Source organism: Bradyrhizobium jicamae (genome assembly GCF_018130695.1).
Lineage (GTDB): Bacteria > Pseudomonadota > Alphaproteobacteria > Rhizobiales > Xanthobacteraceae > Bradyrhizobium > Bradyrhizobium jicamae_B.
In genome coordinates this window covers 62,071-88,458 of sequence record NZ_JAFCJX010000021.1, presented here as the reverse complement: position 1 = coordinate 88,458, position 26,388 = coordinate 62,071, and the positions used below count along the sequence as shown (strand labels likewise).

The 26,388-nt window shown below is 64.7% G+C and carries 29 protein-coding genes; 18 read left to right on the top strand and 11 right to left on the bottom strand.

Translation table 11 applies throughout. The annotated features are described in order from the left end of the window. Positions 1-462, bottom strand: coding sequence for a biopolymer transporter ExbD (locus JQ604_RS27820; RefSeq protein ID WP_212363870.1), 462 nt, complete (start codon positions 460-462; stop codon positions 1-3). Positions 463-557: 95 nt separating this feature from the next. Next, a complete protein-coding gene (gene tolQ, locus JQ604_RS27815; protein WP_212363869.1) occupies positions 558-1,232 on the bottom strand; it encodes a protein TolQ in 675 nt (224 codons plus the stop codon). Between the two features lie 1,294 nt (positions 1,233-2,526). Between tolQ and JQ604_RS27810 the strand changes: the two genes are divergently transcribed. The 5 genes from JQ604_RS27810 (at position 2,527) to JQ604_RS27790 (ending at position 5,001) form a co-directional block, all read left to right on the top strand. Beyond that, positions 2,527-3,444, top strand: a complete 918-nt coding sequence (locus tag JQ604_RS27810) for a metallophosphoesterase (RefSeq protein WP_212363868.1) — start codon at positions 2,527-2,529, stop codon at positions 3,442-3,444. Between the two features lie 58 nt (positions 3,445-3,502). Beyond that, entirely contained in the window at positions 3,503-3,718 is a 216-nt protein-coding gene (locus JQ604_RS27805; protein WP_212363867.1) for a hypothetical protein, read from the top strand. 9 nt (positions 3,719-3,727) lie between these two features. Beyond that, positions 3,728-4,018: a type II toxin-antitoxin system RelE/ParE family toxin gene (locus JQ604_RS27800; protein WP_212363866.1), complete on the top strand. Its 291-nt coding sequence runs from the start codon at positions 3,728-3,730 to the stop codon at positions 4,016-4,018. Then, positions 4,015-4,464, top strand: a complete 450-nt coding sequence (ybgC, locus tag JQ604_RS27795; RefSeq protein ID WP_212363865.1) for a tol-pal system-associated acyl-CoA thioesterase — start codon at positions 4,015-4,017, stop codon at positions 4,462-4,464. The genes JQ604_RS27800 and ybgC overlap by 4 nt, the downstream gene beginning before the upstream one ends. Before the next feature lie 141 nt (positions 4,465-4,605). Next, positions 4,606-5,001: a cell envelope integrity protein TolA gene (locus tag JQ604_RS27790; RefSeq protein ID WP_212363864.1), complete on the top strand. Its 396-nt coding sequence runs from the start codon at positions 4,606-4,608 to the stop codon at positions 4,999-5,001. A 337-nt stretch (positions 5,002-5,338) separates the two neighbouring features. Here the strand turns inward: JQ604_RS27790 and JQ604_RS27785 are convergent, their stop codons facing one another. Beyond that, positions 5,339-5,980 carry a glutathione binding-like protein gene (locus JQ604_RS27785; protein WP_212363863.1) on the bottom strand — a complete coding sequence of 214 codons (642 nt, stop codon included), beginning with the start codon at positions 5,978-5,980 and terminating at the stop codon, positions 5,339-5,341. 98 nt (positions 5,981-6,078) lie between these two features. On the opposite strand from JQ604_RS27785, the gene JQ604_RS27780 reads away from it, so the two are divergent. Both JQ604_RS27780 and JQ604_RS27775 read left to right on the top strand, forming a co-directional pair. Continuing rightward, the gene (locus JQ604_RS27780) at positions 6,079-6,750 is read left to right on the top strand and encodes a TetR/AcrR family transcriptional regulator (protein ID WP_212363862.1); all 672 of its coding nucleotides are present in this window, start codon (positions 6,079-6,081) and stop codon (positions 6,748-6,750) included. Positions 6,751-6,840: 90 nt separating this feature from the next. Further along, positions 6,841-7,491 carry a dihydrofolate reductase family protein gene (locus JQ604_RS27775; protein WP_212363861.1) on the top strand — a complete coding sequence of 217 codons (651 nt, stop codon included), beginning with the start codon at positions 6,841-6,843 and terminating at the stop codon, positions 7,489-7,491. 143 nt (positions 7,492-7,634) lie between these two features. Here the strand turns inward: JQ604_RS27775 and JQ604_RS27770 are convergent, their stop codons facing one another. Continuing rightward, the gene (locus JQ604_RS27770; protein WP_212363860.1) at positions 7,635-8,600 is read right to left on the bottom strand and encodes a 2-hydroxyacid dehydrogenase; all 966 of its coding nucleotides are present in this window, start codon (positions 8,598-8,600) and stop codon (positions 7,635-7,637) included. Between the two features lie 148 nt (positions 8,601-8,748). Between JQ604_RS27770 and JQ604_RS27765 the strand changes: the two genes are divergently transcribed. The 4 genes from JQ604_RS27765 (at position 8,749) to JQ604_RS27750 (ending at position 11,621) form a co-directional block, all read left to right on the top strand. Continuing rightward, the gene (locus JQ604_RS27765; protein WP_212363859.1) at positions 8,749-9,117 is read left to right on the top strand and encodes a YciI family protein; all 369 of its coding nucleotides are present in this window, start codon (positions 8,749-8,751) and stop codon (positions 9,115-9,117) included. Next, complete coding sequence (locus JQ604_RS27760) at positions 9,114-10,388, top strand: RNA polymerase sigma factor (RefSeq protein ID WP_212363858.1); 1,275 nt, start codon at positions 9,114-9,116, stop codon at positions 10,386-10,388. Before JQ604_RS27765 ends, JQ604_RS27760 begins: the two co-directional genes overlap by 4 nt. A gap of 249 nt (positions 10,389-10,637) precedes the next feature. After that, complete coding sequence (locus JQ604_RS27755) at positions 10,638-11,174, top strand: SRPBCC family protein (RefSeq protein WP_212363857.1); 537 nt, start codon at positions 10,638-10,640, stop codon at positions 11,172-11,174. Positions 11,175-11,207: 33 nt separating this feature from the next. Further along, positions 11,208-11,621, top strand: a complete 414-nt coding sequence (locus JQ604_RS27750; RefSeq protein ID WP_212363856.1) for a VOC family protein — start codon at positions 11,208-11,210, stop codon at positions 11,619-11,621. Between the two features lie 153 nt (positions 11,622-11,774). On the opposite strand, the gene JQ604_RS27745 is transcribed toward JQ604_RS27750, so the two are convergent. From JQ604_RS27745 to JQ604_RS27735, 3 genes are all read right to left on the bottom strand, one after another. After that, positions 11,775-12,146, bottom strand: coding sequence for a hypothetical protein (locus JQ604_RS27745; RefSeq protein ID WP_433996290.1), 372 nt, complete (start codon positions 12,144-12,146; stop codon positions 11,775-11,777). 235 nt (positions 12,147-12,381) lie between these two features. Next, on the bottom strand, positions 12,382-13,170 hold the full coding sequence (locus JQ604_RS27740) for an SDR family NAD(P)-dependent oxidoreductase (RefSeq protein ID WP_212363854.1): 789 nt from the start codon (positions 13,168-13,170) through the stop codon (positions 12,382-12,384). Between the two features lie 138 nt (positions 13,171-13,308). Continuing rightward, positions 13,309-14,976 carry a methyl-accepting chemotaxis protein gene (locus JQ604_RS27735; RefSeq protein WP_249158743.1) on the bottom strand — a complete coding sequence of 556 codons (1,668 nt, stop codon included), beginning with the start codon at positions 14,974-14,976 and terminating at the stop codon, positions 13,309-13,311. 414 nt (positions 14,977-15,390) lie between these two features. On the opposite strand from JQ604_RS27735, the gene JQ604_RS27730 reads away from it, so the two are divergent. The 6 genes from JQ604_RS27730 to JQ604_RS27705 all read left to right on the top strand — a co-directional run bounded on the left by JQ604_RS27730 (position 15,391) and on the right by JQ604_RS27705 (position 19,787). After that, a complete protein-coding gene (locus tag JQ604_RS27730; RefSeq protein WP_212363852.1) occupies positions 15,391-16,044 on the top strand; it encodes a glutathione S-transferase family protein in 654 nt (217 codons plus the stop codon). A gap of 116 nt (positions 16,045-16,160) precedes the next feature. Continuing rightward, positions 16,161-16,586 carry a YciI family protein gene (locus JQ604_RS27725; RefSeq protein WP_212363851.1) on the top strand — a complete coding sequence of 142 codons (426 nt, stop codon included), beginning with the start codon at positions 16,161-16,163 and terminating at the stop codon, positions 16,584-16,586. A gap of 45 nt (positions 16,587-16,631) precedes the next feature. Continuing rightward, a complete protein-coding gene (locus JQ604_RS27720; protein WP_212363850.1) occupies positions 16,632-16,994 on the top strand; it encodes a hypothetical protein in 363 nt (120 codons plus the stop codon). 320 nt (positions 16,995-17,314) lie between these two features. After that, a complete protein-coding gene (locus JQ604_RS27715; protein WP_212363849.1) occupies positions 17,315-18,046 on the top strand; it encodes a TetR/AcrR family transcriptional regulator in 732 nt (243 codons plus the stop codon). Positions 18,047-18,167: 121 nt separating this feature from the next. Beyond that, a complete protein-coding gene (locus JQ604_RS27710; protein ID WP_212363848.1) occupies positions 18,168-18,662 on the top strand; it encodes a DUF2852 domain-containing protein in 495 nt (164 codons plus the stop codon). Between the two features lie 360 nt (positions 18,663-19,022). Next, positions 19,023-19,787: a serine O-acetyltransferase gene (locus JQ604_RS27705; RefSeq protein ID WP_249158734.1), complete on the top strand. Its 765-nt coding sequence runs from the start codon at positions 19,023-19,025 to the stop codon at positions 19,785-19,787. A gap of 316 nt (positions 19,788-20,103) precedes the next feature. Here JQ604_RS27705 and pyk read toward each other — a convergent pair whose 3' ends face one another. The 4 genes from pyk to JQ604_RS27685 are packed head-to-tail and all read right to left on the bottom strand — an operon-like array spanning position 20,104 to position 25,310. Continuing rightward, positions 20,104-21,522, bottom strand: coding sequence for a pyruvate kinase (pyk, locus tag JQ604_RS27700; protein WP_212363847.1), 1,419 nt, complete (start codon positions 21,520-21,522; stop codon positions 20,104-20,106). A 23-nt stretch (positions 21,523-21,545) separates the two neighbouring features. Beyond that, on the bottom strand, positions 21,546-22,877 hold the full coding sequence (locus JQ604_RS27695) for a glycerate kinase type-2 family protein (RefSeq protein ID WP_212363846.1): 1,332 nt from the start codon (positions 22,875-22,877) through the stop codon (positions 21,546-21,548). Positions 22,878-22,892: 15 nt separating this feature from the next. Then, on the bottom strand, positions 22,893-23,966 hold the full coding sequence (locus tag JQ604_RS27690) for a tartrate dehydrogenase (RefSeq protein WP_212363845.1): 1,074 nt from the start codon (positions 23,964-23,966) through the stop codon (positions 22,893-22,895). Between the two features lie 30 nt (positions 23,967-23,996). Beyond that, complete coding sequence (locus JQ604_RS27685) at positions 23,997-25,310, bottom strand: MFS transporter (protein WP_212363844.1); 1,314 nt, start codon at positions 25,308-25,310, stop codon at positions 23,997-23,999. A 159-nt stretch (positions 25,311-25,469) separates the two neighbouring features. Between JQ604_RS27685 and JQ604_RS27680 the strand changes: the two genes are divergently transcribed. After that, positions 25,470-26,387 carry a LysR family transcriptional regulator gene (locus tag JQ604_RS27680; protein WP_212363843.1) on the top strand — a complete coding sequence of 306 codons (918 nt, stop codon included), beginning with the start codon at positions 25,470-25,472 and terminating at the stop codon, positions 26,385-26,387. The last annotated feature ends 1 nt before the right edge of the window (position 26,388 follow it).

Here is a 26,388-nt window from a genome sequence, read left to right as displayed (position 1 = left end):
CTATTCGGGCAACACCGCAGCACTCGCCTTGAAGCCCGCGTCCCTGAGGGCTCCCAGCAATTTCATCACATCTGAATAACAGGCACTCTTGTCAGCCAATACGTTGACCACCTTCTGGGTCTCCGATCGCATCGTTCCGATGGCCCTGACCTTGTCGGCAATGTCACCGGCCGGAAGCGGGGCATCGTTCAGGTAGACCGCCACCTGGGAATTGCAGGTGCCGCCGGTCCGCTGCACCGTCATGTTGAGCTGCTGCGTGTCCTGCGACTGCGGCGCCCCGCCGGTCGCGGACGGCAGGCTGACATCGATGCTGGTCGTCATCAGAGGCGCGGCCACCATGAAAATGATCAGCAGCACCAGCATCACGTCGACCATCGGCGTGACGTTGATCTCCGCCATGACCGATTTGCGTCCGCGGCGACGACCGCCGCCGCCGGACGACCCCGCCATGCTCATCGCCATGATCGTGTACCCACCAGGTCGACTGCCCTCATCATGCTTCTCTGTTTGAGCATGATCTTGTCGGAAAACCGGTACCCACTTTTCCGGATCATGCTCTACCCCCGCTCGTCGATCTGGCGCGACAGGATGGCGGAGAACTCGTCGGCGAACCCTTCCAGGCGCTGGGCCTGCCGGTTCACCTCGGACGTGAACTTATTGTAGAAAATAGTCGCCGGAATTGCGGCAATCAGGCCGATTGCGGTCGCCAGCAGCGCCTCCGCGATGCCCGGGGCCACCACCGAAAGGGAGGTATTTTTCGAGGCCGCGATCGACTGGAAGCTGGTCATGATGCCGAGCACCGTGCCGAGCAGGCCGACGAACGGGCCGGCCGAGCCGACGGTCGCCAGCACCAGGAGCCGCCGCTCCAGCCGTTCCACCTCGCGGGCGATCGAGACGTTCATGACCTTCTCAATCCGGGCCTGCAGGCCGGCGACCGAGCGCGACTGGCTCTCGAACGAACGCTTCCATTCCCGCATCGCAGCCACGAAACAGGCCGCCATCGACTGCGTCGGCTTGGCCGACAGGGTGCGATAGAGTTCCTCGATCGACTGTCCCGACCAGAATGCCTGCTCAAAACGGTCCATTGAACGCCGCGTGCGGGCATACATCAGGAATTTGTCGATCACGATCGCCCAGACCCAGACCGAACAGGCCATCAGACCGACCATCACGAGCCAGACCTCCCATCGGGCCTTCCAGAAAAGGCCAAACAGGGAAACGTCGTCGGTCATCAGTGCAATCCTCTCAACGCGATCCCATCCTCCGGGAGCAAATGGCTGCCGGTTCCACGGCCGCGCGTGCGCGGCACAAACTGCGCGAGAGCCTTCTCATCTGTCGCATGGGGGGCCCGTCCAAAGCCGGGACCTGCTTCCCCTGCCAACATGTCAAAACGAGGGCTTTTCACGCGTCCTTCCGTTTCTAACCAAACGCTAATCATGGTTAAGGCGAGGTTACCAAAGGCATATTCCGAGCCGGGAAAGGCCGGCGGGCGGGGTGGTTACAGAGTTCCATGGGGTCTGGGATGCCAAGGTGGACGGGGGTGGGCGCCGGCGGGACCGGTGGTGGCCGGACGGGGTCGCCGCCCCTTCCCCACCGTGGTCCTGGTGGTTTTGGAATGGAAGCGAAGCCACCCTCTCGGTGTCGTCGCCCGCGTATGCGGGCGATCCAGTATTCCAGAGACGGATGTGATTGAGCCGATGGGCCGCGGCGTACTGGATCGCCCGCATGCGCGGGCGACGACACCGGGGTATGGCTTCGCGTTCTCGCGACATGATCTGCCCGAGTCTTTCATCTCGTTCCGCCCTCTCTCGATAGCGAGGGCGCAGGGAAGACCGGGTGCACGCCGCACCCACGGTCTCATGCGCCATGTGCACAAAAGAGTGCGCGCACGAGCATACAGGTTCGGCGGAGGCATCCGGCCTTCCCTGCGCGATGGTCTTACGGCTTATACGTGCTCGCCCTGGTGAGACTCTGCTTTTGTGCCACCATCGCCAGCGACAGGCGTTAGCCTGTTCGCGTGCTTGCCACCAACATCGGGGCGGCAGGCCCACACGACTTCACCGTCCGCCTTGCGCACACACGCCTGTCGCACGCCCGGCGGCCACCGCATCGTCACCCACGTTCGTGGCGTTCGCGAGCGCCCCTCGTGTCGGGTGAGATGGGCCATTGTTAGCATATTCCGAAGTTCGTGTAAAGAGGAATATTTTTGCCGGGAGCTCTTGCCTCGTCGGGCAAATCAGCAGTCTAATGTCAGCGGGAGCGTGCAGATCTGTAGGATGGGTGGAGCGAAAGCGATACCCATCATCTCACCACGCGGCACGAAAGTGATGGGTATCGCTCCGCTCCACCCATCCTACTCTGACCCCTGAACCGGCTCGCTGCCTCACCTCACCAAGGATGAGGACGAAACGCACGCGCCCATCACATAGTCGTCATCGGAGCGTCTACAGGCCATCTGCACAAACGCGGCCCAATTCCGCTGTAATCGACGACCAATTTGAAGTGGCATCACCGGTCCGACCTCACATGTTCTCACGACGTCAGTTTCTCAAATCCACCGGCGCCCTCGGTCTGCTCGGCGCCTCGACCGCGGCCTATGGCGTCAGCTCGCCGGTCATCCGGCTCGGCCTCACCAGCTATGACCTGACGCCGCGGCAATGGCCGGCGAACTTTCCGCTGAAGATCGCAGCGCTCGCCGACATCCACGCCTGCGATCCCTGGATGTCGCTCGATCATATCGGCGCCATCGTCGAGCGCACCAATGCGCTCAAGCCTGATATCATCGTGCTGCTCGGCGACTATGTCGCAGGGCTGAAGCATGTCACGCGCTTCATCCCGGCGTCGGAATGGGCCGCGGTGCTGGCGCAGCTCAAGGCGCCGCTCGGCGTGCACGCCGTGCTCGGCAATCACGATTACTGGGAAGACAAGGCGCTGCAGCGGCTCGGACACGGCACGCCGATCGCGCGCCGCGCGCTGGAGAGCGCCGGCATTCCCGTTTACGAGAACGACGCGGTGCGCCTCGTCAAGGACGGCCGGCCGTTCTGGCTCGCCGGCCTCGGCGACCAGCTTGCCTTTGTGCCGGCGCGGCGCTACCGCCAGATCGCGCGCATCGGTGTCGACGATCTCGGCGCGACGCTGGCCAAGGTCACCGACGACGCGCCGGTGATCCTGCTCGCGCATGAGCCCGACGTTGCGTTGCGCGCGCCCTCGCGGATCGCGCTGCAATTGTCCGGGCATACCCATGGCGGCCAGGTCCGCCTGCTCGGCTGGTCGCCGGCCGTGCCCGAGCGCCACGGCGTGCGGCTCGCCTACGGGCACTTCAAGCTGAAATGCGACGTCATCGTCTCCGGCGGCCTCGGCTGCAGCATCATGCCGTTCCGCCTCGGCGTGCCGCCCGAGATCGTGCAGGTGACGCTGGGGATGAAGGGCGCGGCCACGGTCTGATCAGACCCCAGTACTGTCGAGGCTGACAATCCGGGGCCAATGGTGCTATATCTGTTCTATGAGTTCAGCCGTTGAAAAAACTGTAGAAGCCCTCGAGCTATTGCCTGAAGACATGCAGGAGCAGGCGGCGACTTATCTACTCGAGCAGGCCAAGAAATATCATGCGCTGAAACAGGCGATTGATGAAGGCATGGCCGATGTCGAGGCCGGCCGCGTCGTGCCGTGGGACCTGGAAGAATTCCTCAAGCAGGCTCGGGCCATTCCCCGGGGATAGGCAACAGACTTGCAAGTCGTTGTTTCCTTCCGCGCACGGTCCGACATCCTCGGTATTCATTCATGTCTTGCAGAGCGTAGTCCCGCAGCAGCGGATCGATTGCTTGTCCGCTTTTCTCATCGCTTTGACGAATTGCGTGAGTTTCCTTTTCTTGGACCGGACAGAAGCGAGTTGCGTCCCTCGCTACGCGGGCTCTCGATCGAAGGCTACGTCGCCTTCTACAGGGTAGAAACGGATCGGATCGTGATTGTGCGTGTGATCGACGGCCGCAGAGATTTTAAGAAAGAATTTTCGAGGTGACCTTTCCCCACATCGACGGCGAGATCCGCGACGGCCGCCACCACATGCAGGTGCGGGTCTACTACGAGGACACCGATTTTTCCGGCATCGTCTATCACGCCAACTATCTGCGCTTCATGGAGCGCGGGCGCACCAATCATCTGCGGCTGATGGGCGCCGAACAGAACGCGCTGTTCGAGGAGGCGCAGGCCGAGACCGGCGGCTTTGCCTTCGTGGTGCGCTCGATGACGCTCGACTTCCTCAAGCCCGCGCGGATGGACGACATGCTCGACGTCGTGACCTGGCCGGTCGCGGTGAAGGGCGCCTCGATCGTGCTGGCGCAGGAGGTCAAGCGCGGCGATGACGTGCTGGTGAAGGCGCAGGTCCGCGTCGCGTTCATTTGCGGCGGCAAGGCGCAGCCGATTCCGAAGACGATCCGCGCGTTGATGAAGGCGGATTTGGAATAGCTCGCGATTCTTCACCTCTCCCTTAGGGAGAGGTGAAGCTGCGACGCGGCCGCACTTCGATCACGTCCGGGCTACGCATTTGTCGAAGACTGCTCTATTCTGGATAGCGATTGCAACCACCGCAACTTCCGGGTCAATTTCATGCCGAACAAGTTTTGGGCGCCCACAGGCTTCGCTGTGCTCGCCTTCGCATCTATTCCGCTTCAGACTGCGGCCGCGCAAAGCAAGCCGAACCATGCCGCGAACTGGGGCCCGATGTTCAGATCGCAAGTCAGCAGGTGCTGGAGCAAGCCTTATGTCGCCGGCCAGAACATGGCGGGTATCGAGGCGGTTTTCCGGATCAAGCTGACACAAGATGGCCGACTCGCGGAGGAGCCGTCCCTGGAAAAGCCGGCCGAGTCCGGCTTCCTTCGCGCTTATCAACAGAGCGCGTTAAGGGCGATCAACGCCTGCCAACCCTACAAATTGCCGATCGAATATTATGATGAGTGGAAGCTGTTCGAACCCGTCTTTATTGAACCACAGGCCGTGTCCTAACGAACGCAGCGTAATCCGGGATCACTTGCGCCGCGGAGACGACCCCGGATTTCGCTGCGCTCCATCCGGGCTACGCTCTTTCTTCACCTCGCCCCGCTCTTGTCCGCCGAAGCCCGCCTTCGGGCGAAGGCGGATGCAGGGAGAGGTCGGAACGCATCGTCAGATGCGTTCCGGGTGTACAGGTCTCACCGTCTTCAGCGCTCGCGATGATTGGCTCATTGGCATTCGAGGAGTCGGAGAGGCTGGCTTTGCGGCGATCGGGTGCCTTGCCCCTCACCCGAAATTCGCTGCGCGAATTTCGACCTCTCCCCGCTGAAGGGCGGGGAGAGGTGAAAACTTACGCCGCCGCCTTATGGCGGGCGAGTTCGGCCTTGTAGAGCTCGAACTCTTCGGCGATCGCTTTCGCCACCGACGGGCGGGTGCGGAGGCGGTCGTAATAGGCCTTCAGCGCCGGCCATTTTGCCAGTTCGATCGGCGGCGTCGCCATGGTCCAGTTGATGACGGTGACGAGATAGGCATCCGCCACGCTGAAATGGTCGAGCAGGAATTCGCGCCCCTTCAGGTAACTCTCGAGATAGTCGAGCCGCGACAGGTTCTTCTCCAGTACATAGGCCTTCATCTCGCCTGGCGCTTTCTTGTCCAGGAGCGGGATGAACAGGCCCTTGTGCAGCTCGGTGCCGATGAAGCAGAGCCATTGCTGCAGCCGGGAGCGCTCGACGTCAGATGTCGTGCCGATACCGGCCTGCGGGAAGCGGTCGGCGACATATTGCAGGATCGCGGCGTTCTCGGTCAGCACCACGCCGTCGTCGGTGCGCAGGGTCGGCACCAGACCGATCGGATTGACCTTCAGAAAGTCCGAGCCATCGCCCCGGACCTGCTTGGCCTTGTCGACCTCGAGGTAGTTGGCGCTCTGGTTCGCTTCATAGAGTGCGATGCGGGTCGCCATCGAGCAGGCGAGCGGCGAATAGTAGAGATCCATGGGGGCCTCCTGGTGATGTGGCCTCGGGCAATCCGGGCCGAATTTGATTTTTGTACTGTCCCGTATAATATAAAGGGCGTCAAGGAATTTATTGCGAAATGGTACAAAAACTTAAGAAGCCGCCATCTGCTGCCAAAATCGATCGCGGAAAGATCGATGCTCCCGTCGCGCCGAAACGGCGCGGCCGGCCGCGCGCCTATGAGCCTGACGTCGCGCTCGGCAAGGCGCTCGACCTGTTCCGGAACAACGGCTTTGCGGCGACTTCGCTCGATGATCTCAGCGCCGCCACCGGCATGAACCGGCCGAGCCTCTATGGCGCGTTCGGCGACAAGCGCGAGCTGTTCATCAAGAGCTACCAGCGCTACCGCGACAATGCGCGCACGGCGATGACCGACATCTTCCGCAGCGAGGCGCCGCTGAAGCAGCGACTGGCGCGGATCTACGCCATCGCGCTCGACATCTACACCGAAGGCGAATCGCCGCGCGGCTGCTTCACGGTGATGACGGCGGCCTCCGAGGCGGTGGCGGATCCCATCATCCGCGGCATGGTGCTGGAGGGCCTGGTCGAGCTCGACAAGGCGTTTGCGACCTGTTTTCGCGTGGCCAAGGAGCGCGGCGAGCTGCCCGAGAGTGCCGACCCCGCCACCCTCGCCCAGCTTGCTTCCGCGACCATCCACACCATCGCGATCCGCGCCCGCGCCCGGGTGCCGCGCAAGGAGCTGGAAGAGATCGTGAAGGGCGCGATCGACGTGATGGTGGGCTCGAAATAGCGGCTCGCGATTTTTTCTCGCGCGCGATGTCGGCTCCGGGCTATCCCGCTCGTCCTCGGTTTGGACCCTCATTCGTGGAAGTGGAGCATCATGGGAAAAGTCAGGACTTCGGCCTTCTCGGTCTCGATCGACGGTTTTGCCGCCGCGCCGCATCAGAGCCTCGACAATCCCTTTGGCGAGGGTGGCATGGTGTTGCCGGGCTGGATGCTGAAGACGCGCATGTTCCACAAGATGACCGGGCGGGACGGTGGCGACACCGGGGTCGACAACGGGTTCGCCGAGCGTTCGATGGAGAATATCGGCGCCTGGATCATGGGACGGAACATGTTCGGCCCGATCCGCGGGGCCTGGCCGGATGAGTCATGGAAGGGCTGGTGGGGCCCCAATCCGCCGTACCACACGCCGGTCTATGTGCTCACCCATCACGCGCGCGCGCCGATCGAGATGGAGGGCGGCACCGTGTTCCAATTCGTCACCGACGGAATTGAATCCGCGCTGAAGCAGGCGCGTGAAGCGGCGAAGGACAGGGATATCCGGATCGGCGGCGGCGCTTCGGTCGTGCGGCAGTATCTCGCGGCCGGCCTGCTCGATGAGATGAATCTGGCGTTGCCGGCGGTGCTGCTCGGCGCGGGCGAAAGCCTGTTTGCGGGACTCGATCTGCCCGCGCTGGGCTATGCGACGGTTGAACGCGTGACGGGCGAGAACGCGACCCACGTCAAGATTGTGCGGAAGGCGGCGTAGACCTCCAACGTCGTCCTGGCGAAAGCCAGGACCCATTACCACAGATGCACATTGTTGCGCGACGCTGGGGCCATGTTCCCGTTCACAACAGAACTCGGTGGTAATGGGTCCTGGCTTTCGCCAGGACGACGGCAAATACCCGTCTAATACCCCCGCCCCCGATCCACCACGTTCTCGAGCGCACCGCCGGCCTCGAACTGCGCGATCTGGCGCGCGACGTATTTTGAAATTTCGTCGGCATCGGTGTCGGCGGCGTTGTGCGGCGTCAGCACCACTTTCGGGTGGGTCCAGAACGGGCTCGCCTCGGGCAGCGGCTCGGTCTCGAACACGTCGAGCGACGCGGCGCCCAGCGTGCCGTCGTCGAGGCTGCGCAAGATGTCCGGCTCGTTCTGCAGGCCGCCGCGGCCGGCGTTGATGATGACCGGCGCGCCCATCGGGCTGCTGCGATCGAGCTTGGCGAAGACATCGCGGTTGAGGACGTGGCGGGTGTCCGGCGTCAGCGGCAGCAGGCAGACCAGGATGTTGGTGGCGCGCAGGAAGGCATCGAGGCCGTCACTGCCGTGGAAGCAGGTGACGCCCTCGACCTGCTTTTCGCTGCGGCTCCAGCCGACCACGCGGAAGCCGAGCGCGCGCAGCGCATCGGCGGAGGCGGCGCCGAGCGTGCCGAGGCCCATGACGCCGACCGTGATCGCACTCGCCACCCACTGGTATTTCGGCTCCCAGCGCCTGGCGCGCTGCGAGTCCCTTAAGTAAAGCTCCTGGCGGTGGTGCATCAGCACATGCAGCACGACATACTCGGTCATGCGGTCGGTGAGGTCGCCGACCGCGACCCGCACCAGCGGCACGTCGGGCAGCGAGCGGTCGACCATCAGCGCGTCGACGCCGGCGCCGAGATTGAAGATCGCGCGCAGATTCTTGAAGGCGGCGAGATCCCCGGGCTTCGGCTTCCACACCGCCGCGTAATGCACCTCGGCAGGATCGAGCGCAGGATCGGGCAGCAGCACGACGCGCCGGTCCGGGCACACCTCGCCGAAACGCGCCTTCCAGCGCTCGGGCGACCAGTTTTGCGCATTGCTGTTCACCAGCAACGCGATCGTGCCCTTGCTCATATCGATATACCTCTGTTGCGCGATGTCCGTTACGGTCTCCTTATCAGGCGCCCCAGGGCCTTGGAACAAGCGGGCGAAATTTCTTCGCATCCGGTGTCGGCAGCGGGCATAATCGTTCGTTCCTTGAGATGAACGGAGATGCCTTTCGATGCTGTACGCCATCCTCTGCTATCACGACGAAGACCAGGTCGGCTCCTGGAGCAAGGAACAGGACGCCGCCGTGATGAAGAAACTGGCCGTGGTGCAGGAGAAGCTCGCCAAACAGGGCCGGCTCGGCCCGGTGGCCCGGCTGCTGCCGACAACGGCGGCGACCACGCTGCGCAAGGACGATCCGCCGCTGGTGCTGGACGGGCCCTTTGCCGAGACCAAGGAGCAGCTGCTCGGCTTCTACATCGTCGACTGCAAGAACCTCGACGAGGCGCTGGATGTCGCCAGGGATCTCGGCAAGGCCAATCCCGGCGGCGCCTATGAGATCCGCCCCGTCGGCGTGCTCAACCCCGGACAGGTGACGACATGACCGATACCGCCTGGATCGATGCAGCGCTGACGTCTGCGCGTCCCCAGGCGGTCGGCGCGCTCCTGCGCTATTTCCGCAACCTCGACACCGCCGAGGAGGCGTTCCAGAACGCCTGCCTGCGGGCGCTGAGGAGCTGGCCGCAGAATGGCCCGCCGCGCGATCCGGCGGCGTGGCTGATCATGGTCGGCCGCAACGTCGCGATCGACGAGGTCAGACGCAACAAGAAGCAGCAGCCGCTGCCCGAGGACGACCAGGCGATCTCCGACCTCGACGATGCCGAGGACGAGATCGCCGAGCGGCTCGACGGCTCGCATTATCGCGACGACATTCTGCGACTCTTGTTCATCTGCTGCCACAAGGACCTGCCGACGACGCAGCAGATTGCGCTGGCGCTGCGCATCGTCTCCGGCCTCACCGTCAAGCAGATCGCCCGCGCCTTCCTGGTTTCGGAGGCGGCGATGGAGCAGCGCATCACCCGTGCGAAAGCGCGCGTCGCCGACGCAAAAGTGCCGTTCGAAACGCCGGGCGCGGTCGAGCGCAGCGAACGCCTCGTCTCGGTCGCGGCGATGATCTATCTGATCTTCAACGAGGGCTATTCGGCGAGCGGCGATACCGCCGATATCCGGTCTCCGCTCTGCGAGGAGGCGATCCGGCTGGCGCGCCTCTTGCTGAGGCTGTTCCAGAGCGAGCCGGAGATCATGGGTCTGACCGCGCTGCTGTTGCTGCAGCACGCCCGCGCCGCCGCGCGCTTCGATGCTGATGGACAGGTGATCCTGCTCGACGACCAGGACCGAGCCTTGTGGAATCCGAAGCTGATCGCCGAGGGGCTGGCGCTGATCGACAAGGCGATGCGCCATCGCAGGAGCGGCCCGTATCAGGTGCAGGCGGCGATCGCAGCGCTGCATGCGCGGGCGGCCACGCCCGACGAGACCGACTGGACCCAGATCGATTTGCTCTATGGCGCGCTCGAGGTGATGCAGCCCTCGCCCGTGGTGACGCTGAACCGCGCGGTCGCGGTGTCGAAGGTGCGCGGGCCGCAAGCCGCCCTCGACCTGATCGAGCCGCTGGCGCCGCGGCTCTCCAACTACTTCCATTATTTCGGCGTCCGCGGCGCCTTCCTGATGCAGCTCGGCCGCAACGACGAGGCCCGCATCGCCTTCGACCGCGCCATTGCGCTCGCCAACACGACCGCCGAAGCCGCCCACATCCGCATGCACATCGACCGCCTGATGCGCGACAGCGAGAGGCGCAATGTGAAGGCCGGGAAGTAAAAATCAGCGCCTCTCGTGTCCCGGACGCGGTGCAGCGCTTCTTCAGCGGTGCACCGCAGAGCCGGGACCCATGCCTCTGAAGCGCCTGTGGGCCCCGGATCAGCAGCGCACCACGCCGCATGCGCGGCACGCTGCACAGCATCCGGGGAACGCAGGCCAGAGCTCAAAAAAGTCTTCGACCCATTGTCGGCCTCGCACCGCCCCGTTCGTCATGGTGACGGAGCTATTCTCGCTATTTCGGAGACCATCATGCTCGAGATCATTGCCATCATCGCCGCGATCCTCGCCGTCGCGATCGCGCTCGTCCTGATCCTCGCACTGCGCAAGCCGGGCACGCTGCGCGTTACCCGCACCACCCATATCCGCGCACCGGCGGAACGGATCTTTCCGCTGATCTCCGACTTTCATCAGTGGGTCACATGGTCGCCCTATGAGCAGAAGGATCCCGCGATGAAGCGCAGCTACAGCGGCGCCGAGCGCGGCGCCGGCGCGGTCTATGCCTGGGACGGCAACAACAATGTCGGCTCCGGGCGGATGGAAATACTGGACGCCGCAGCGCCGTCGAAGATCGTGATCAAGCTCGACTTCTATAGGCCGTTCGAGGGCCACAACACCGCCGAGTTCACAATGCTGCCGCAGGGCGATGTCACCAATCTCACCTGGACGATGCACGGCCCCGCCGTGTTCATGACCAAGGTGATGCAGCTGTTCATCAACCTCGACAACATGATCGGCAAGGACTTTGAAGTCGGCCTCGCCAATCTGAAGACCATCACCGAGAGATAATTCGTCAGCAATCGAGATCGGAAGGAGCACGCGATGCAGGTCAATCCCTATCTCACATTCAACGGCAATTGCGCCGATGCGCTGAAATTCTATCAGAAGGTTCTGGGCGCGCAGATCGAGGCGTCGTTCCCGTTCGGCGAGGGTCCACCCGAGATGAAAGTGCCGGCGGAGTGGAAGGACAAGATCATGCACGCCAAGATCACGATCGATGGCGAGATCATCATGGCCTCCGACGCCCCGCCCGGCCACTTCCAGACGCCGCAGGGCTTTTCGGTCTCGCTGCAGGTCGAAGACGCCGCGGATGCCGAGCGTCGCTTCAAGGCGCTGTCCGAAGGCGGCACCGTCACCATGCCGTTCGCCAAGACGTTCTTCTCCCAGGGCTTCGGCATGTGCGTCGATCAGTTCGGCATCCCCTGGATGGTGAACTGTCCGGCTGAGGGGATGTAGGGCGAAGGTGTCGTAGCCGTAGGGTGGGCAAAGGCGCGTCAGCGCTGTGCCCACCATTCTCGGCGTGCTCGTGATGGTGGGCACGCTTCCGCCTTCGCTCGTTGAGCTACGGCGGACGGGGTCGCTTTGCCCACCCTACAAGCTGAGCATTCATCAGCGACACCTCGGATAGATCGCCGCGAGCTCCTTGCCGCGCAGCAGCAGCAGTCGCGAGGTCAGGCCGCCGCGGCGGACCAGCCAGGCGCGGACCGGGGCGGGATAGGCCTGCAGCACGGCCTGCGAGGCCTCGGGCTCGGCGTAGATGCGGCCGCGCCCGTCGATCGAGCGCGCGGCGTGGAAGCCGAGCACCGCGCGGCGGGTGACGCAGATGCGATCATCCGGCACGATCGACAGCACCAGCGTGCACGCCGAGAGGCAGGGACCGTCGATCACGACGCGCTCGCCGGAGGCGCGGACGCGGTCGAACAGTTCGAGGAACGGGCCGACCTGCCCGCCGGGACTGGCGAGGATGCGTATCTCGGCCATGGCAGGGGTGACCAGCGCGGCAAACGCCGAGGCGCACAACACGATCTTGCGGAGTCGGTTTGGCATGGCCGCAACTCTGTCGCGGCGACGTGGCGAGATCAAGGTCGCCGGTGAAAGCGCGCTGCCTAAAGCGCGATGTTAGGCCAAATCGTCATCGCGCTTTATCTCTTTGTTTGAGCATGATCTTCTCGGAAAACCGCTTCACACTTTTCCGGATCATGCTCGGGTAACGCGATCAGCCGTTCCGCCGCTGACCGCGCAGGGTCGGCAGGCCGATGCCGGCCGCGTCGAAACCGCCATCGACGGCGAGGACCTGGCCGGTGATGTAGCTTGCACGCTCCGAGCACAGGAAGAAGATGGCGTCCGCCAGTTCCTCTTCCAGGCCGTAGCGATTGAGCGGGATCGCGTCGTGATAGTCGGCGCGGATCTCGGCGGTATGCACGGCCTTCGCCATCGCGGTCTCGACCGGCCCCGGCGCCACCGCATTGACGCGGATGCCCGATGAAGCGAGCTCGACCGCGAGCTGTTTTGTGAGATGCGCCAGGCCAGCCTTGCTGGTGCCGTAGGCCGAACGCAAGGTCGAGGCGCGCACCGCCGAGATCGAGGTGATGTTGACGATGGCGCCGCCGCCCTGCTCGCGCATCAGGGGTGCTGCCGCCTTGGTGCACAGGAACGGACCGGTGAGGTTCACGGCCATGATCCGGTTCCAGTCGGCATCCGACGTCTCCAGCACCGGCGCGAACACCGCGACGCCGGCATTGTTGACGAGCGCATCGAGCCGGCCGAAGCGGCTCATGACGGCGGCCATCGCGGCTCCCACGGCTGCGGCATCGGAGACGTCGCAGGTGATCGCCTGCGTGTTGTCGGGGTTTTTCAGCGCCGCCACCGCGTTCGCCTGCAGCTCACCCTCGATATCCAGCAACGCCACGCGCCAGCCTTCGGCGAGGAAACGCTTTGCGGTCGCCAGACCAATCCCGCGCGCGGCACCGGTGACGAGGGCGACTTTCGACGAGGAAGAGTTCATGGGCGCGGGTCCGTCTTGGCTTGCTGATCTGAAGGCGCCGGCGAAGGCGCGCGCCTTCTTAACCCGCCGAATGAAGACACCCAAATCAAAATGCCCGGCTCAGCCGGGCATTGTCAGGTCGTCAGCGTCTCCTCGCCGCTACACCGCGAGCTCGGCCGAGGCGCGCTGCATGTTGGAGGACATGTCCTGGGTCACGATGGCCTGCTCCTCGACCGCGGCCGCGGTGGAGGCGATGAACTCGTTGACCCCTGCGATCGCCGCCTTGATGGCGGAGAGCGAGCCGACGACGTCGCCGGCGATCCCGTTCAGCGCCTCGATCTCCGAGGAGATCGTATCGGTGGCCTGGCGCGCCTGGTTGGCGAGGTTCTTCACCTCGGAGGCAACCACCGCGAAGCCGCGGCCGGCCTCGCCCGCGCGCGCCGACTCGATCGTGGCGTTCAGCGCCAGCAGATTGATCTGACCGGTGATGCTGCCGATCATCTCGACGATACCGCTCATCGCCTGCGCTGCGGCATTGAGCTTTTGCGCCTGCACGTCGGCCGCCTCGACCCGGCCGGTCGCGGTCGCGGCATCGACCTTGGACTTCGCCATGGTCTCGGAAATCTCGCGGATCGAGGCGCTCATCTCCTCGCTGCCGGCGGCGACCGCCTCGATCAGGCCGCGCGCATTGTCCGCCTTCTTGCGGCCGATCGCCTGCGCGGTGATGTCGGTGGCGTATTTCACCACCTTGTAGGGCTTGCCGTTGAGGTCGAGGATCGGATTGTAGGACGCCTGGATCCAGATCTCGCGGCCGCCCTTGGCGATCCGCTTGTACTCGGCGGCCTGGTACTGGCCGCGGTTGAGGGCTTCCCAGAATTCGCGATAGGCAGGTGCGTTCGCCTCGACCGGCTCGACGAACATGCTGTGGTGCCGACCCTTGATCTCCGACAATCCATAGCCCATCGCCGCGCAGAAATTCGGGTTGGCGTCGCGGATCGAGCCGTCCATGTTGAACTCGATCACGGCCTGAGACTTCTGGATCGCAGCGATCTGGCCGTCATTGTCGGCCGCCTTCATCTTCTGCTCGGTCACGTCGGTGGCGAACTTGACCACCTTGAACGGCTTGCCGGCCTCGTTGAGGATCGGGTTATAGGTGGCGAGGATCCAGATCTCGCGGCCGCCCCTGGCGATCCGCTTGTACTCGCCGGCCTCGAACGTGCCGCGGTTCAGCCGCGCCCAGAAATCGCGATAGCCCGCGCTGTCGCGGTCGGCCGGCGCCACGAACATGCTGTGATGCTTGTCCTGGATCTCCGCAAGCGAGTAGCCCATCGCCTTGAGGAAATTCTCGTTGGCGGTGACGATGGTGCCGTCCATGTTGAACTCGATCACCGCCTGGGCCCGGTTGATCGCGGCGATCTTGCCGGCGTCTTCCATGCTCTGGATCTTCTGCGCGGTGATGTCGGTGGCGAACTTGACCACGCCGACCGGCTTGCCGCCGGCATCCAGGATCGGATTGTAGGAGGCCTGGATCCAGATCTCGCGGCCGCCCTTGGCGAGGCGCTTGTACTGCGCGGCCTGGAATTCGCCGCGGTTCAGGCTGGCCCAGAAGGCGCGGTATTCGGCGCTGTCGCGATAGGCGGGATCGACGAACAGGCTGTGATGCTTGCCCTGGATCTCCGGGAGCGCGTAGCCCATCGCCTTCAGGAAATTCTCGTTCGCCGTGACGATGCTGCCGTCGAGCCTGAACTCGATGACCGCCTGCGACCTGTTGATCGCGGCAGCCTGCGCGAGGGCGTTACGGGTGGCCTTGTTGTTGAAATTGAACAACGTCGACTCCATGGAATGTTCGGGTATGGATTTGTCGGCAACGCAGACGAACGCGACTACCGTAAAAGTTGCAGGCAGCTGTTTAGAAAAGCGTAAAGCCTGATTTTCAGGCAGCGCCAGCGCCGCCGCGCGCAGCGATCGCCTATGTGGCTCAGGATGTGCAACTTTTTCCCGACAATGCACGCCAGGGTACATAGCGATGCGGATTTGCTCGCCCGTACTCCTACGGACGCGACGCAGAGATTATTTTACGTCGCGCGTGCGGTCGTTCGTCGCACAAATATCAGCATACCGGCGAAGTCAACGCTTGCTGCAACCAGGCGTTTCGTTCGACGAAACTGTTTCATCGTCGATGTCGGAATTGCGAAACGTGATTCGTCCTTCGCAAGCTCAGAACGTTTCAAGGAAAGCTCGATGTCGCTCACCCTGCATTACCACCCGCTGTCGTCATTCTGCTGGAAGGCGCTGATCGCACTCTACGAGAACGGCACGCCGTTCACGCCGAACCTGGTCAATCTCGGTGATGCCGGTGAGCGCGCCGCGCTGCGCAAGCTGTGGCCGATCGGCAAGTTTCCGGTGCTGAGCGATGCGGCGCGCGGCGAGACCGTGCCGGAGTCGACGATCATCATCGAATATCTCGACCGGCATTATCCGGGCACCACACGATTCATCCCCGACGATCCCGATACCGCTCGCGAGACACGGCTGCGCGACCGCGTCTTCGATCTCTACGTCCATCTGCCGATGCAGAAGATCATGCTCGACCGGCTGCGTCCGGCCGACGCAAAGGATCCGCATGGCGTCGCCGAGGCGCGGGCGCAGCTTCGCACCTCCTATGACATGATCGAGCGGCAGGTCGCCGGCGGCGGCTTTGCGATGGGCGCTGACTTCACGCTGGCCGATTGCGCGGCGCTGCCGGCGCTGTTCTACGGCAGCACCGTGGAGCCGTTCGGCGCGGAGCGGCCGCAGCTTGCCGCCTATCTCGAACGGCTGAAGGCGCGGCCCGCGGTCGCGCGCGTCATCGCGGAGGCCGAGCCTTACTTCAGGATGGTGCCGCGGGAGACCTGAGGCGCCGCACTGCAATAACCTCCGAAATAATTTTCCTGGCGATGTCGGTGCGGTACAGGCTGCTTCGTCTTTGAAGCAGGCGACGGCCTCGGCCGGACAGAATGGAGCAGAAGACCATGCGATTCATGATGCTGATGATCCCGCTCGGCTACGAGAACGCGCCGAAGGAGATCGATCTCGACCCCGAACGCGTCGCCGCGATGATGGCCTACAACCAGGCGCTCAAGGATGCCGGCGTGCTGATCACGCTCGACGGCCTGCATCCGCCTGCAGCCGGCGCGCGCGTCTCCTTCGCCACCGGCAAGCCCGTGGTCACCGACGGCCCGTTCACGGAATCCAAGGAGGTGCTCGGCGGCTACTGGATGATCGATGTCGCCTCGCGCGCCGAGGCCATCGCATGGGCGAAGCAATGCCCGGCCTCCGCCAACGAGATCATCGAGATCCGCCAGGTGCAGGAGATGGCCGACTTCTCCGAGGAGGTGCAACAGGCCGCCGCCACCTTCGAGGCGCCGAACGGCGGCTGGGGCAAAGCGCTGCGCTGATCACGTCAACAATCATCCACGCCAGAGATCAACAGGAGAAGACGCATGAGCAACGACACCTATCTCGCCGTTTTCCTCGGCAGCAAGACCAGCGCGAAGATGGCAGCCTGGAACGCCCTGCCGGAGGCCGAGCGCCGCGCCAAGGAGAACGAAGGCATGGCGGCGTGGCACGCCTGGGCCAACAAGCACCAGGCCGCGCTCGTCACCATGGGTGGACCGCTCGGCAAGACCAAGCAGGCGAGCCTCTCCGGCATCGCCGACATCGCCAACGAGATGGGCGCCTTCACCGTGGTGCGCGCAGCCTCGCACGAGGCGGCGGCGAAGATGTTCGAGAACCACCCGCATTTCGCGATCTTCCCCGGCGAGCGCGTCGAGATCATGCCGGTGCTGCCGATTCCGGGACAGTGAGGTGATCACCTCCCCGCACTTGGCGGGGAGAGGTCGACGCCGGAGCGCAGCGCAGGCGGCGGGTGAGGGGCATGGCAGACGCCAGCCGGGAGTGTCGCGGTTAGCCGACTGGATCAATCGCGGAGTCGGAGGGGCTGATTGTGCGGCACCGTGGTGCACGGCCCCTCACCCGGATCGCGTCGGACGATGCTGCGCATCGCCGAGCGCGATCCGACCTCTCCCCGCCAAAGAGCGGGGAAAGGTGAAGAGAGCCCCCGTTAATCATCATTAACGGTCGTTTGTAGTGACCTTTCACGCCGGCTCATGTAAAGATCGTTCACATGAGCTGGCGCAAGGACGAGCGCCGCGCCGAGCGCGGCTATCATCACGGCAATCTGAAAGAGGCGCTGCTGCAGGCGGCGCTCGATCTGATCGGACAGAAGGGCCCTGCCGGCTTCACCTTCGCGGATGCCGCGCGCATGGCCGGCGTCAGCCCTGCCGCGCCCTACCGTCACTTCCGTGACCGCGATGAGCTGATCGCCAGCATCGCCCAGCGCGGCTTCGAGCAGTTCGAATCCGCATTGACGCAAGCCTGGGACGACGGCCGCCCCGACACTGTCTCGGCGTTCGAGCGCGTCGGCAAGGCCTATCTGAAATTCGCGCGTGAGGAGCCGGCGTTCTATTCGGCGATGTTCGAATCCGGCCTGCCCGTCGACTCCAATCCCACTTTGATGGCAGCGAGCGAGCGCGCCTTCGCGATCATCCGCGCGGCGGCCGAACGGCTCGCAGCGCTGGCACCGCCCGGCCAGCCGCGGCCGCCGGCGATGATGATGGCGCTGCACATCTGGGCGATGTCGCATGGCGTCGCCTCGCTGTTCGGACGTGGCGATGCAGCGCGGCGCAAGCTGCCGATGTCGCCGGAAGATCTGCTCGAGGCCGAAGTGCTGATCTACCTGCGCGGCCTCGGCTTCCCGACCGACCGCAAGCCTGACGAACGGAAGCCCGCCGAGCCGCCGCCGCTGGATGAGAAGCCGTCCGGTCCGTTTTCAGGTCCTTGGGGCAAGGCGAAATAAGATTCCAAAAATAAAGCTCATGGTGCGTCATCCGCACCGCTTGACTTTCCCAAGGGATCGGCTACCTATGTAAATGTTATTTACATTCACAACGGCGTGATGCCGTTCCATGGAGAAGGACATGTCCTACACCGCAGATGTCAATCAACGTTGGCGCGGTCCGGTGGAAGAGCCCTATCGACCCCACATGCTGGAGAGCCCCTGGCATCCCGGCTGGATCGCCGTCACCATCCTCGGCTTCATCATCTGGTGGCCGATCGGACTTGCACTTCTCTTCTTCACACTCGGGAGCAGAAAAATGGGTTGCTGGACTCACTCGGATCGCGATCGCTGGTCGAACAAGATGGAGCGCATGCAGTACAAGATGGACCGGATGCGCTCGCGCATGGAGCGCCGCGGCTTCCCGTTCGGCGGCTTCGGCCAGCCGACGAGCGGCAACCGCGCCTTCGACGAGTACCGCATGGAAACGCTGCGTCGCCTCGAGGAAGAGCAGGTCGAGTTCAAGAACTTCCTGGACCGCCTGCGTCACGCCAAGGACAAGGAAGAGTTCGACCAGTTCATGGCGCAGCACAAGACGCGCCCGACCCCGCCGAACGACCAGCCCCCGCAGGGCTAGTTTCCAAGCACTGAGCCTTCAGGCGATGTGCCCCCATAGAGTCTGAATGGCCGCGAGCCGCCCGTTTGCGATGACCGCAAGCGGGCGGTTTGCGTTTGGGGAGATGATCCATCTGATGCACGACGCCTGCCTGTTGGGGAGGTCGGTTTGCGCTGGAAGCGCAAACCGGGTGGGGATCAGGTCTCTCCTCGGACGCCAGCGCCCGCGACTTGACCCCCACCCCACCCTCCCCCTTTCAGGGTGAGGGAGCCGACGGCCGGTGCGCCCATTACAACCGCACGCGAGGTCATAGCGGTTTGCGTTTGGGGATGGCTGCGCATACTTGATCATCTCGGAAATCCGGGTGGCGAGGTAAGCGTCATGACAATGGATCGAATCCTGTCGGCCGATGAGCTCTGGCGATCAATCCGGCGTGAAGCGGAAGCTGCGCTCGCCGGCGATCCTGTGCTCGGGACGTCAGCCGCGGCGCTGCTCGATCATCCCGATCTTCCGACCGCTTTGGCCGCGCTGATCGGGCAGCGGCTCGGCATGAACGAGGCCGAGCGGACGCGGTTCACGCGTGTCGCCACCGAAGCCTTTGCGGCCGAGCCCACGCTCGTCGATGCCGCGAGCCTCGACTTGCAGGCCATCATTCGCCGTGATCCCGCGATCAAGGGCTTTCTACCACCGTTCGTCAACTTCAAGGGATTTGTCGCGCTGCAGGCCTGGCGCGTGACGAACTGGTTGTGGCGCTATGAGCGCGTCGATCTGGCGCGGATGATGCAGAGTGCGTCGTCCGAGCAGTTGCAGGTCAGCATCCATCCCTCGGCGTCGATCGGCACGGCGGTGTTCCTCGATCACGCCACCGGCATCATCGTCGGCGCGCTCGCCAGCATCGGCGACGAGGTGACGATCCTGCAGAACGTCACCATCAGCCGGCCCGAGAACGATCCCCGCCGCGCGCCGCGGATTGGTCGCGGCGTCTTCCTCAGCGCCGGCGCAACGATCATCGGCGATCTCACGATTGGCGAATTCGCCAAGGTCGGCGCCGGCGCCTTGGTGACATCGGACGTGCCGGCCGGCTGCACCGCCGTCGGCACGCCGGCGCGGCTGACCAATTGCCCCGAGGCCCCAGTGCCGGCGTGAGACCATGTGGCATTAGCTCTGCGACGTGAGGTGAGCACACTCAGCGGGCTCCCTCCCCCCCTTGCGGGGGAGGGTTGGGGAGAGGGGTGTTACCGGGCGAGATAATTGATGAGCAGATCGCTCGTTCAATTGAGCATCATCAACGCACATACGGAAAGAGCATGCCGTGTGAACCCCTCTCCCTAACCCTCCCCCGCACGCAAGTCGGGCTTGCCCGACTTGCGCAAATTCATGATGCGCAACCGGGGTAAACCCCGGTTGCGTGGGGGGAGGGAACCTTCCGCCGGTGGCTCCCTCACAAAGTTGCATCGATCGCTCAGCGCGGAATCGCCGCGACGCGCAGATTGTTGGTCGTGCCCGCCTGCGCAAAGGGAATGCCGGCGACGATCACCACGAGATCGCCGGGCTGCGCGAACTCCTCGCTGACAGCGAGCTCGGAGGCGTGATCGACCATCTGCTCGTAGCTGTGCACGTCCTCCGACAGCACGCCATGCGCGCCCCACAAGAGGCAGAGCCGGCGCAGCGTGGCGGGGTTCGGCGTCACCGCGAGGATCGGCAGCGCCGGCCGCTTGCGCGCGATGCGCGCCGCGGTGGTGCCGCTCGACGTATAGGCGACGATCGAGGTTGCTGGGATCGCGCAAGCGAGATCGGCCGCGGCAGTGGCGACCGCGTGCGGCGGCGTCTGGTCCTCGTTCGGCTGGGTCGCCTCGATCATCGAGCGGTACATCTTGTGCCGCTCGGTGCTCTTGATGATCCGGTCCATGGTCTCGACCGCCTCGCGCGGATATTTGCCGGTCGCCGATTCCGCCGACAGCATCACGGCATCGGCGCCGTCATAGATCGCGGTCGCGACGTCGGACGCTTCGGCGCGCGTCGGCGTCGGCGCGTTCACCATGGAGTCGAGCATCTGGGTCGCAACGATCACCGGCTTCACCGCCAGCCGGCAGGCGCGCACCAGCTCCTTCTGGCGGCCGGGCACGTCCTCCTGCGGGATTTCGACACCGAGATCGCCGCGCGCAACCATGATGGCGTCAGACATCTGGATGATGTCGTCGATCCGCTCCAGCGCCGCGGGCTTTTCGATCTTGGCCATCAGCCCGGCCCGCTCGCCGATCAGCGCGCGCGCCTCGATGACGTCGGACGGCTTCTGCACAAAGGACAGCGCGACCCAGTCGACGCCGAGAGACAGGCCGAATTCGAGATCGATGCGATCCTTTTTCGTCAGCGGCGACAGATTGAGCATCGTGCCCGGCAGATTGACGCCCTTGTGATTGGAGATGACGCCGCCGACCACGACCTCGGCATCGATGAAATCATCGCCGAGCCCCTTCACGCGCACGCGCACGCGGCCGTCATCGATCAAAAGATCGTGGCCGGGCGCGACGGCGGCGAAAATCTCGGGATGCGGCAGCGGAATCGCCGAGCGGTCGCCCTCGGTCCCGTTCAGCACGAAGCGGATGGCCTCGCCCGGCTCGACATTGATCTTGCCTCCGGCAATCGTGCCCACACGAATCTTCGGCCCTTGCAGATCCATCAGGATGCCGATCGGCCGCTTGATGTCTTTTTCCAGCTGCCGGATCGCGGCGTGGACTTTGGCATGATCCTCATGCTTGCCGTGGCTGAAGTTGAGGCGGAACGTATCGACACCCGCGGCGAACAGCGTCTTCAGCATCTCCGGCGAAGAGCTCGCGGGGCCCACGGTGGCTACAATCTTGGCACGTCGATGTCTGCGCATGGTCAGGTGCTCCTCTTAGTCTCTTATCTTGACGCGTTTTCTTCACGCGAACCGGCCACCACTTCGCTTGAAAACGCTCTGGTAGCGATCAGCACGGCCCTGATATCGTTGACGTTGGTCAGTGTCGGTCCGGTACGGACGAGATCGCCGATTCGATCAAAGAACGTGTAGCTATCATGCGCGACAAGAGCGTGGCGAGCATCGAGCCCCGTGCTGCCTGCGCGCTGCAGCGTGTCAGGCCCAATCAAGGCGCCGGCGGCGTCCTCGGTTCCATCAATTCCGTCGCTGTCGCCGGCGATCGCCCAGATGCCTGACCTGCCTGACAGCGCAACCGCCAGCGATAGCAGGAACTCGGTGTTGCGGCCACCGCGGCCGGCCGGCCCGCGGCCGATGCTGACGGTGGTCTCGCCGCCCGACAGCAGCACCGCGGGGGCCGTCACGGGATGGCCGTGCTCAGCCACCGACCGCGCAATTCCCGCCATCACAGTCCCGAGCTCGCATGCTTCGCCTTCGAGGGCATCGCCGAGGATGATTGGATTGAGACCTTCGGCTCGCGCGGCCTCGGCAGCTGCTGCCAGCGCAAGTGACGGCGTCGCGATCATCCGGATGTCGGCTGCGATCTCGCCGGGTTTGGGCGTTTCGCTTGATGCGTCCAGTGCAGCGCGTGCGGCCGGCGGCAGATCGATCGCATAGCGCTCGATGATCTCGCGCGCCCGCGCTTTCGTGCTGCTATCCGGCAAGGTCGGGCCCGAGGCGATCGCGGCGGGATCGTCACCGGGAATGTCTGAGATGACAAGCGTCACGACCCGCGCCGGTCGCGCGGCCAGCGCAAGCCGTCCGCCCTTGATGGCGGAGAGATGCTTGCGGATGACATTCATGTCAGCGATCGTCGCGCCGCTGGCGAGCAGCGCGCGGTTGACGGCCTGCTTGTCGGCGAGCGTCATCGGCTCCGCCGGCAGCGTCATCAGCGCCGAGCCGCCGCCGGACATCAGCGCGATGACGAGGTCGTCGCTGTTCAAGCCTTCGACCGCCCGCAGGATGCGGCGCGCTGCGGTCTCGCTGGCCGCATCCGGCACCGGATGCGACGCTTCGATGATCTCGATCCGGCGCGTCGGCACGCTGTGGCCGTCGCGTGTGACGACGACGCCGGACATCTCGACATCGGGCCAGGCCGCCTCGAGGCCGGCGGCCATTGCTGCCGACGCCTTGCCGGCGCCGACGACCACGCAACGTCCCCGCGGTTTGTCCGGCAGGCCGCGCGCGACCGCCAGTTTCGGATCGGCGCTGGCGACGGCGGCATCAAAGATCCGCCGCAGCGCGGTGCGCGCCCGCGCGTCCGTCCATTCGGCTCGCATCGGGCGCCTCTCGTGTCAGACGTTGGAGCCGTGGATCGCGTCGATCACGGCGTCGGTGACTTCCTTCGTTGTCGCCTTGCCGCCGACGTCGGGCGTCAGCACGCCGGCCGCACAGACCTTCTCGACCGCCGCCATCAGCCGCGCCGCCGGCTCCTTCTCGCCGAGATGCTCCAGCATCTGCGCGCCGGTCCAGAACGTCGCGACGGGGTTCGCAATGCCCTTGCCGGTGATGTCGAAGGCCGAACCGTGGATCGGCTCGAACATCGAGGGATAGCGGCGCTGCGGATCGATGTTGCCGGTCGGCGCCACGCCGAGGCTGCCGGCGAGCGCGCCGGCAAGATCGGACAGGATGTCGGCGTGCAGATTGGTCGCGACGATGGTGTCGAGGCTCTTCGGATGCAGGGTCATCCGCACCGTCATGGCGTCGACCAGCATCTTGTCCCAGGTCACGTCAGGGAATTCGGTCGCGACTTCAGCGGCGATCTCGTCCCACATCACCATGCCGTGGCGCTGCGCGTTCGACTTGGTCACGACGGTCAAGAGCTTGCGCGGCCGCGATTGCGCGAGCTGGAAAGCATAGCGCATGATGCGGGTGACGCCGACGCGGGTGAACACGGCGACCTCGGTGCCGACCTCTTCCGGTAGGCCCTTGTGGGCGCGGCCGCCCATGCCGGCATACTCGCCTTCCGAGTTCTCGCGCACGATCACCCAGTCGAGATCGCCGACGCCGACATTGCGCAGCGGCGAGGCCACGCCCGGCAAAATCTTGGTCGGCCGCACGTTGGCGTATTGGTCAAAGCCCTGGCAGATCGGCAGCCGCAGGCCCCACAGCGTGATGTGATCGGGCACGTCGGGCGCGCCGACCGCGCCGAAATAGATCGCGTCGAACGTCTTCAGCTCCGTGAGGCCGTCGGCCGGCATCATCACGCCGTGCTTCTTGTAATAGTCCGAGCCCCAATCGAAGGTCTTGACGTTGAAGGCGAGATCGCCGCTGCGCTTGGCCAGAGCCTCGAGCACGCGGACACCGGCGGAGATAACCTCGGGGCCGATGCCGTCGGCGGGAATGGCGGCGATGGAATGGGTACGCATGATGTGGTCTCCGGTGTGAGTGTGTAATGGTCAGTGGGTTTGGATGGAAGCGGAATGAGGCTCAGCTCCGGCCTTGACGGTCTGGGCTCGCGACAACAGCCAGGTGAGCAGCGCCGACAGCACCAGCAAGCCGCCGACGAAGTAGAGCCCGCCGACAAAGCTCCCGGTCTGGTCCTTGATCCAGCCGATCATGGCCGGACCGACGAAGCCGCCGAGATTGCCGATCGAGTTGATGGTGGCGATACCTGCTGCAGCCGCCGAGCCCGACAGGAACATGGTCGGCATGCTCCACAGCGGCGGCTTCGACGAGGAGATGCCGATGTTGACCAGGGTCAGCGCGGCGATCACCGCGAGGATGCTGCTGGAGAGGCCCGCGAGCCAAAGTCCGGTGGCGGCCAGGAGGCACATCAGCACGACGTGCCAGGTGCGCTCACCGGTGCGGTCGGAATGCCGCGCCCACAGCACCATCGCAATCACAGCGACCGTCGGCGGCACCGCGTTGAGGAAGCCGACCTGCAGCGCCGAGAGGCCGAACTGCTTGATGATCTGCGGCGCCCAGACGCCGAGTGTATAGAGGCCCGCCGAGGTGCCGAAATAGACCAGCGACAGCGCGAGCACTCTGGGGTCGGCGAGGCCGCGCCAGATGCTGTGGCTCGCAGTTGCCGCCTTGCTGGCATTCTCGGCGTTCATGGTCGTGACCAGCCAGTTGCGTTCATCATCGGCGAGCCATTTTGCCTTCTCCGGCCGGTCAGTCAAAAAGCCGAGCACGACGAAGCCGAGCAGCACGGCCGGGATGGCCTCCAGCACGAACAGCCATTGCCAACCCTTGAAGCCGAGCATGCCGTCCATTTCGAGCAGCGCGCCTGAGACGGGCGAGCCCAGCACGGTCGACAGCGGCGCGGCCGCCATGAACAGCGCGGTGACCGCGGCACGCTGGCGCGCCGGGAACCAGTAGGAGAGATAAAGGATGATGCCGGGGAAGAAGCCGGCTTCGGCCGCGCCGAGCAGGAAGCGCAGCACGTAAAAACTGTTCGGCCCCTGCACGAAGGCCATCGCAGCCGACACGATGCCCCAGGTGATCATCACCCGCGCGATCCAGATGCGCGCGCCGATCTTGTGCAGGATGATGTTGGAGGGCACCTCGAACAGGAAATAGCCCCAGAAGAAGATGCCGGCGCCGAAGCCATAGACCGTCGGCGACAGGCCGAGATCCTTGTTCATGGTCAGCGAGGCGAAGCCGATATTCACGCGGTCGATGAAGGCCACGAAATACAGCAGCATGATGAAGGGAACGATGCGCCAGGTAATCCTGCGCAGCACACGCGTCTCGAGCTCGCCGGCCATAGGTCGGGCCTCCCTGGTTCCATTGTCATTGGCAAGGCGCATCTCGTGTCGCCTTGGGCAAAGACTAGGAGGCCGCACCCTTCCGCTTCAATCGACGGCGGTTTATACAAAAAAATGATATAATCCGGCGCGAGCCTGCCGGCATAGAAAGGACCGCTCTTGGAATTGCACCAGCTCCGCTGCTTCGTCGCCGCTGCCGAGGAGCTGCATTTCGGCCGCGCGGCGCAGCGGCTGGAGATGCTGCCCTCCGCGCTCGGCCGCCACATCAAGCTCCTGGAGCAAGACCTCGGCGTGAGATTGTTCGCGCGCACCACCCGCGCGGTGTCGCTGACCGAGGACGGCGCGACGCTGCTGCGCGACGGGCGCGCGCTGCTCAAGCAGGCGGAGGCAATCGAGGCCGGCTTTCGCAAGCGCGACCGGAAGAGCGCGCTGCGGCGCTTCCGGGTCGGCGCGGTCGACAGCGCGGCCGCGGGCCTATTGCCATCGCTGCTGCGCGATTTCCGTCATGCGCATCCCGACGTCGTGGTGCAGTTGCTGGAAGAAAAGACCATTCGCCTGCTGCCGCGCCTCTTGTCCGGCGCGCTCGACCTCGCCTTCGTGCGGCCGCCCGAGCGCGCCGACAAGCGCATCGAATTCCGCGCGCTCTTGCAGGAGAGCGCCGTCGTCGCATTGCCGCAGAGGCATGCGCTGGCGCGGCGGACGTCGGTGACGCTGTCAGACATCGCCGAGCAGCCACTGATCGTGCCTGAGCGCCGCGCCCGGCCGCACAGCCACGATCTCACCGTAAAGCTGTTCGAGGAGGCGGGCTTGAGCCCGCGCATCCACCAGATCGCCGACGAGAAGCAGACCATCGTCAACATGGTCGCGGCACGGCTGGGAGTAGCCATCGTGCCGCGCTGGACGTCGCGGATGGCGATCTCCGGTGTCCGCTTCGTGTCGCTGAAACTCAAACGCGGCAGCCACGCCGGCCGCCTGCCGCTCGCCGCCGCCTGGCTGAAAGGCTCGCGCGATCCGATCCGCGACGAGATGCTCGCCGTGCTCGATGCGAAGCTAAAGGGTTACGCGCGAGAGGCGTAAG

Coding starts and splice junctions, on each gene's coding strand:
- JQ604_RS27730 (WP_212363852.1), top strand. CDS start 15,391: ATGTCGCTCACCCTGCATTACCACCCGCTGTCGTCATTCTGCTGGAAG.
- JQ604_RS27805 (WP_212363867.1), top strand. CDS start 3,503: ATGAGTTCAGCCGTTGAAAAAACTGTAGAAGCCCTCGAGCTATTGCCT.
- JQ604_RS27750 (WP_212363856.1), top strand. CDS start 11,208: ATGCAGGTCAATCCCTATCTCACATTCAACGGCAATTGCGCCGATGCG.
- JQ604_RS27740 (WP_212363854.1), bottom strand. CDS start 13,170: ATGAACTCTTCCTCGTCGAAAGTCGCCCTCGTCACCGGTGCCGCGCGC.
- JQ604_RS27765 (WP_212363859.1), top strand. CDS start 8,749: ATGCTGTACGCCATCCTCTGCTATCACGACGAAGACCAGGTCGGCTCC.
- JQ604_RS27755 (WP_212363857.1), top strand. CDS start 10,638: ATGCTCGAGATCATTGCCATCATCGCCGCGATCCTCGCCGTCGCGATC.
- JQ604_RS27745 (WP_433996290.1), bottom strand. CDS start 12,146: ATGGCCGAGATACGCATCCTCGCCAGTCCCGGCGGGCAGGTCGGCCCG.
- JQ604_RS27685 (WP_212363844.1), bottom strand. CDS start 25,310: ATGGCCGGCGAGCTCGAGACGCGTGTGCTGCGCAGGATTACCTGGCGC.
- pyk (WP_212363847.1), bottom strand. CDS start 21,522: ATGCGCAGACATCGACGTGCCAAGATTGTAGCCACCGTGGGCCCCGCG.
- JQ604_RS27720 (WP_212363850.1), top strand. CDS start 16,632: ATGAGCAACGACACCTATCTCGCCGTTTTCCTCGGCAGCAAGACCAGC.
- JQ604_RS27690 (WP_212363845.1), bottom strand. CDS start 23,966: ATGCGTACCCATTCCATCGCCGCCATTCCCGCCGACGGCATCGGCCCC.
- JQ604_RS27770 (WP_212363860.1), bottom strand. CDS start 8,600: ATGAGCAAGGGCACGATCGCGTTGCTGGTGAACAGCAATGCGCAAAAC.
- JQ604_RS27705 (WP_249158734.1), top strand. CDS start 19,023: ATGACAATGGATCGAATCCTGTCGGCCGATGAGCTCTGGCGATCAATC.
- JQ604_RS27710 (WP_212363848.1), top strand. CDS start 18,168: ATGTCCTACACCGCAGATGTCAATCAACGTTGGCGCGGTCCGGTGGAA.
- JQ604_RS27780 (WP_212363862.1), top strand. CDS start 6,079: ATGGTACAAAAACTTAAGAAGCCGCCATCTGCTGCCAAAATCGATCGC.
- JQ604_RS27715 (WP_212363849.1), top strand. CDS start 17,315: ATGAGCTGGCGCAAGGACGAGCGCCGCGCCGAGCGCGGCTATCATCAC.
- JQ604_RS27775 (WP_212363861.1), top strand. CDS start 6,841: ATGGGAAAAGTCAGGACTTCGGCCTTCTCGGTCTCGATCGACGGTTTT.
- JQ604_RS27810 (WP_212363868.1), top strand. CDS start 2,527: ATGTTCTCACGACGTCAGTTTCTCAAATCCACCGGCGCCCTCGGTCTG.
- JQ604_RS27760 (WP_212363858.1), top strand. CDS start 9,114: ATGACCGATACCGCCTGGATCGATGCAGCGCTGACGTCTGCGCGTCCC.
- JQ604_RS27695 (WP_212363846.1), bottom strand. CDS start 22,877: ATGCGAGCCGAATGGACGGACGCGCGGGCGCGCACCGCGCTGCGGCGG.
- JQ604_RS27725 (WP_212363851.1), top strand. CDS start 16,161: ATGCGATTCATGATGCTGATGATCCCGCTCGGCTACGAGAACGCGCCG.
- JQ604_RS27820 (WP_212363870.1), bottom strand. CDS start 462: ATGGCGATGAGCATGGCGGGGTCGTCCGGCGGCGGCGGTCGTCGCCGC.
- JQ604_RS27785 (WP_212363863.1), bottom strand. CDS start 5,980: ATGGATCTCTACTATTCGCCGCTCGCCTGCTCGATGGCGACCCGCATC.
- JQ604_RS27790 (WP_212363864.1), top strand. CDS start 4,606: ATGCCGAACAAGTTTTGGGCGCCCACAGGCTTCGCTGTGCTCGCCTTC.
- tolQ (WP_212363869.1), bottom strand. CDS start 1,232: ATGACCGACGACGTTTCCCTGTTTGGCCTTTTCTGGAAGGCCCGATGG.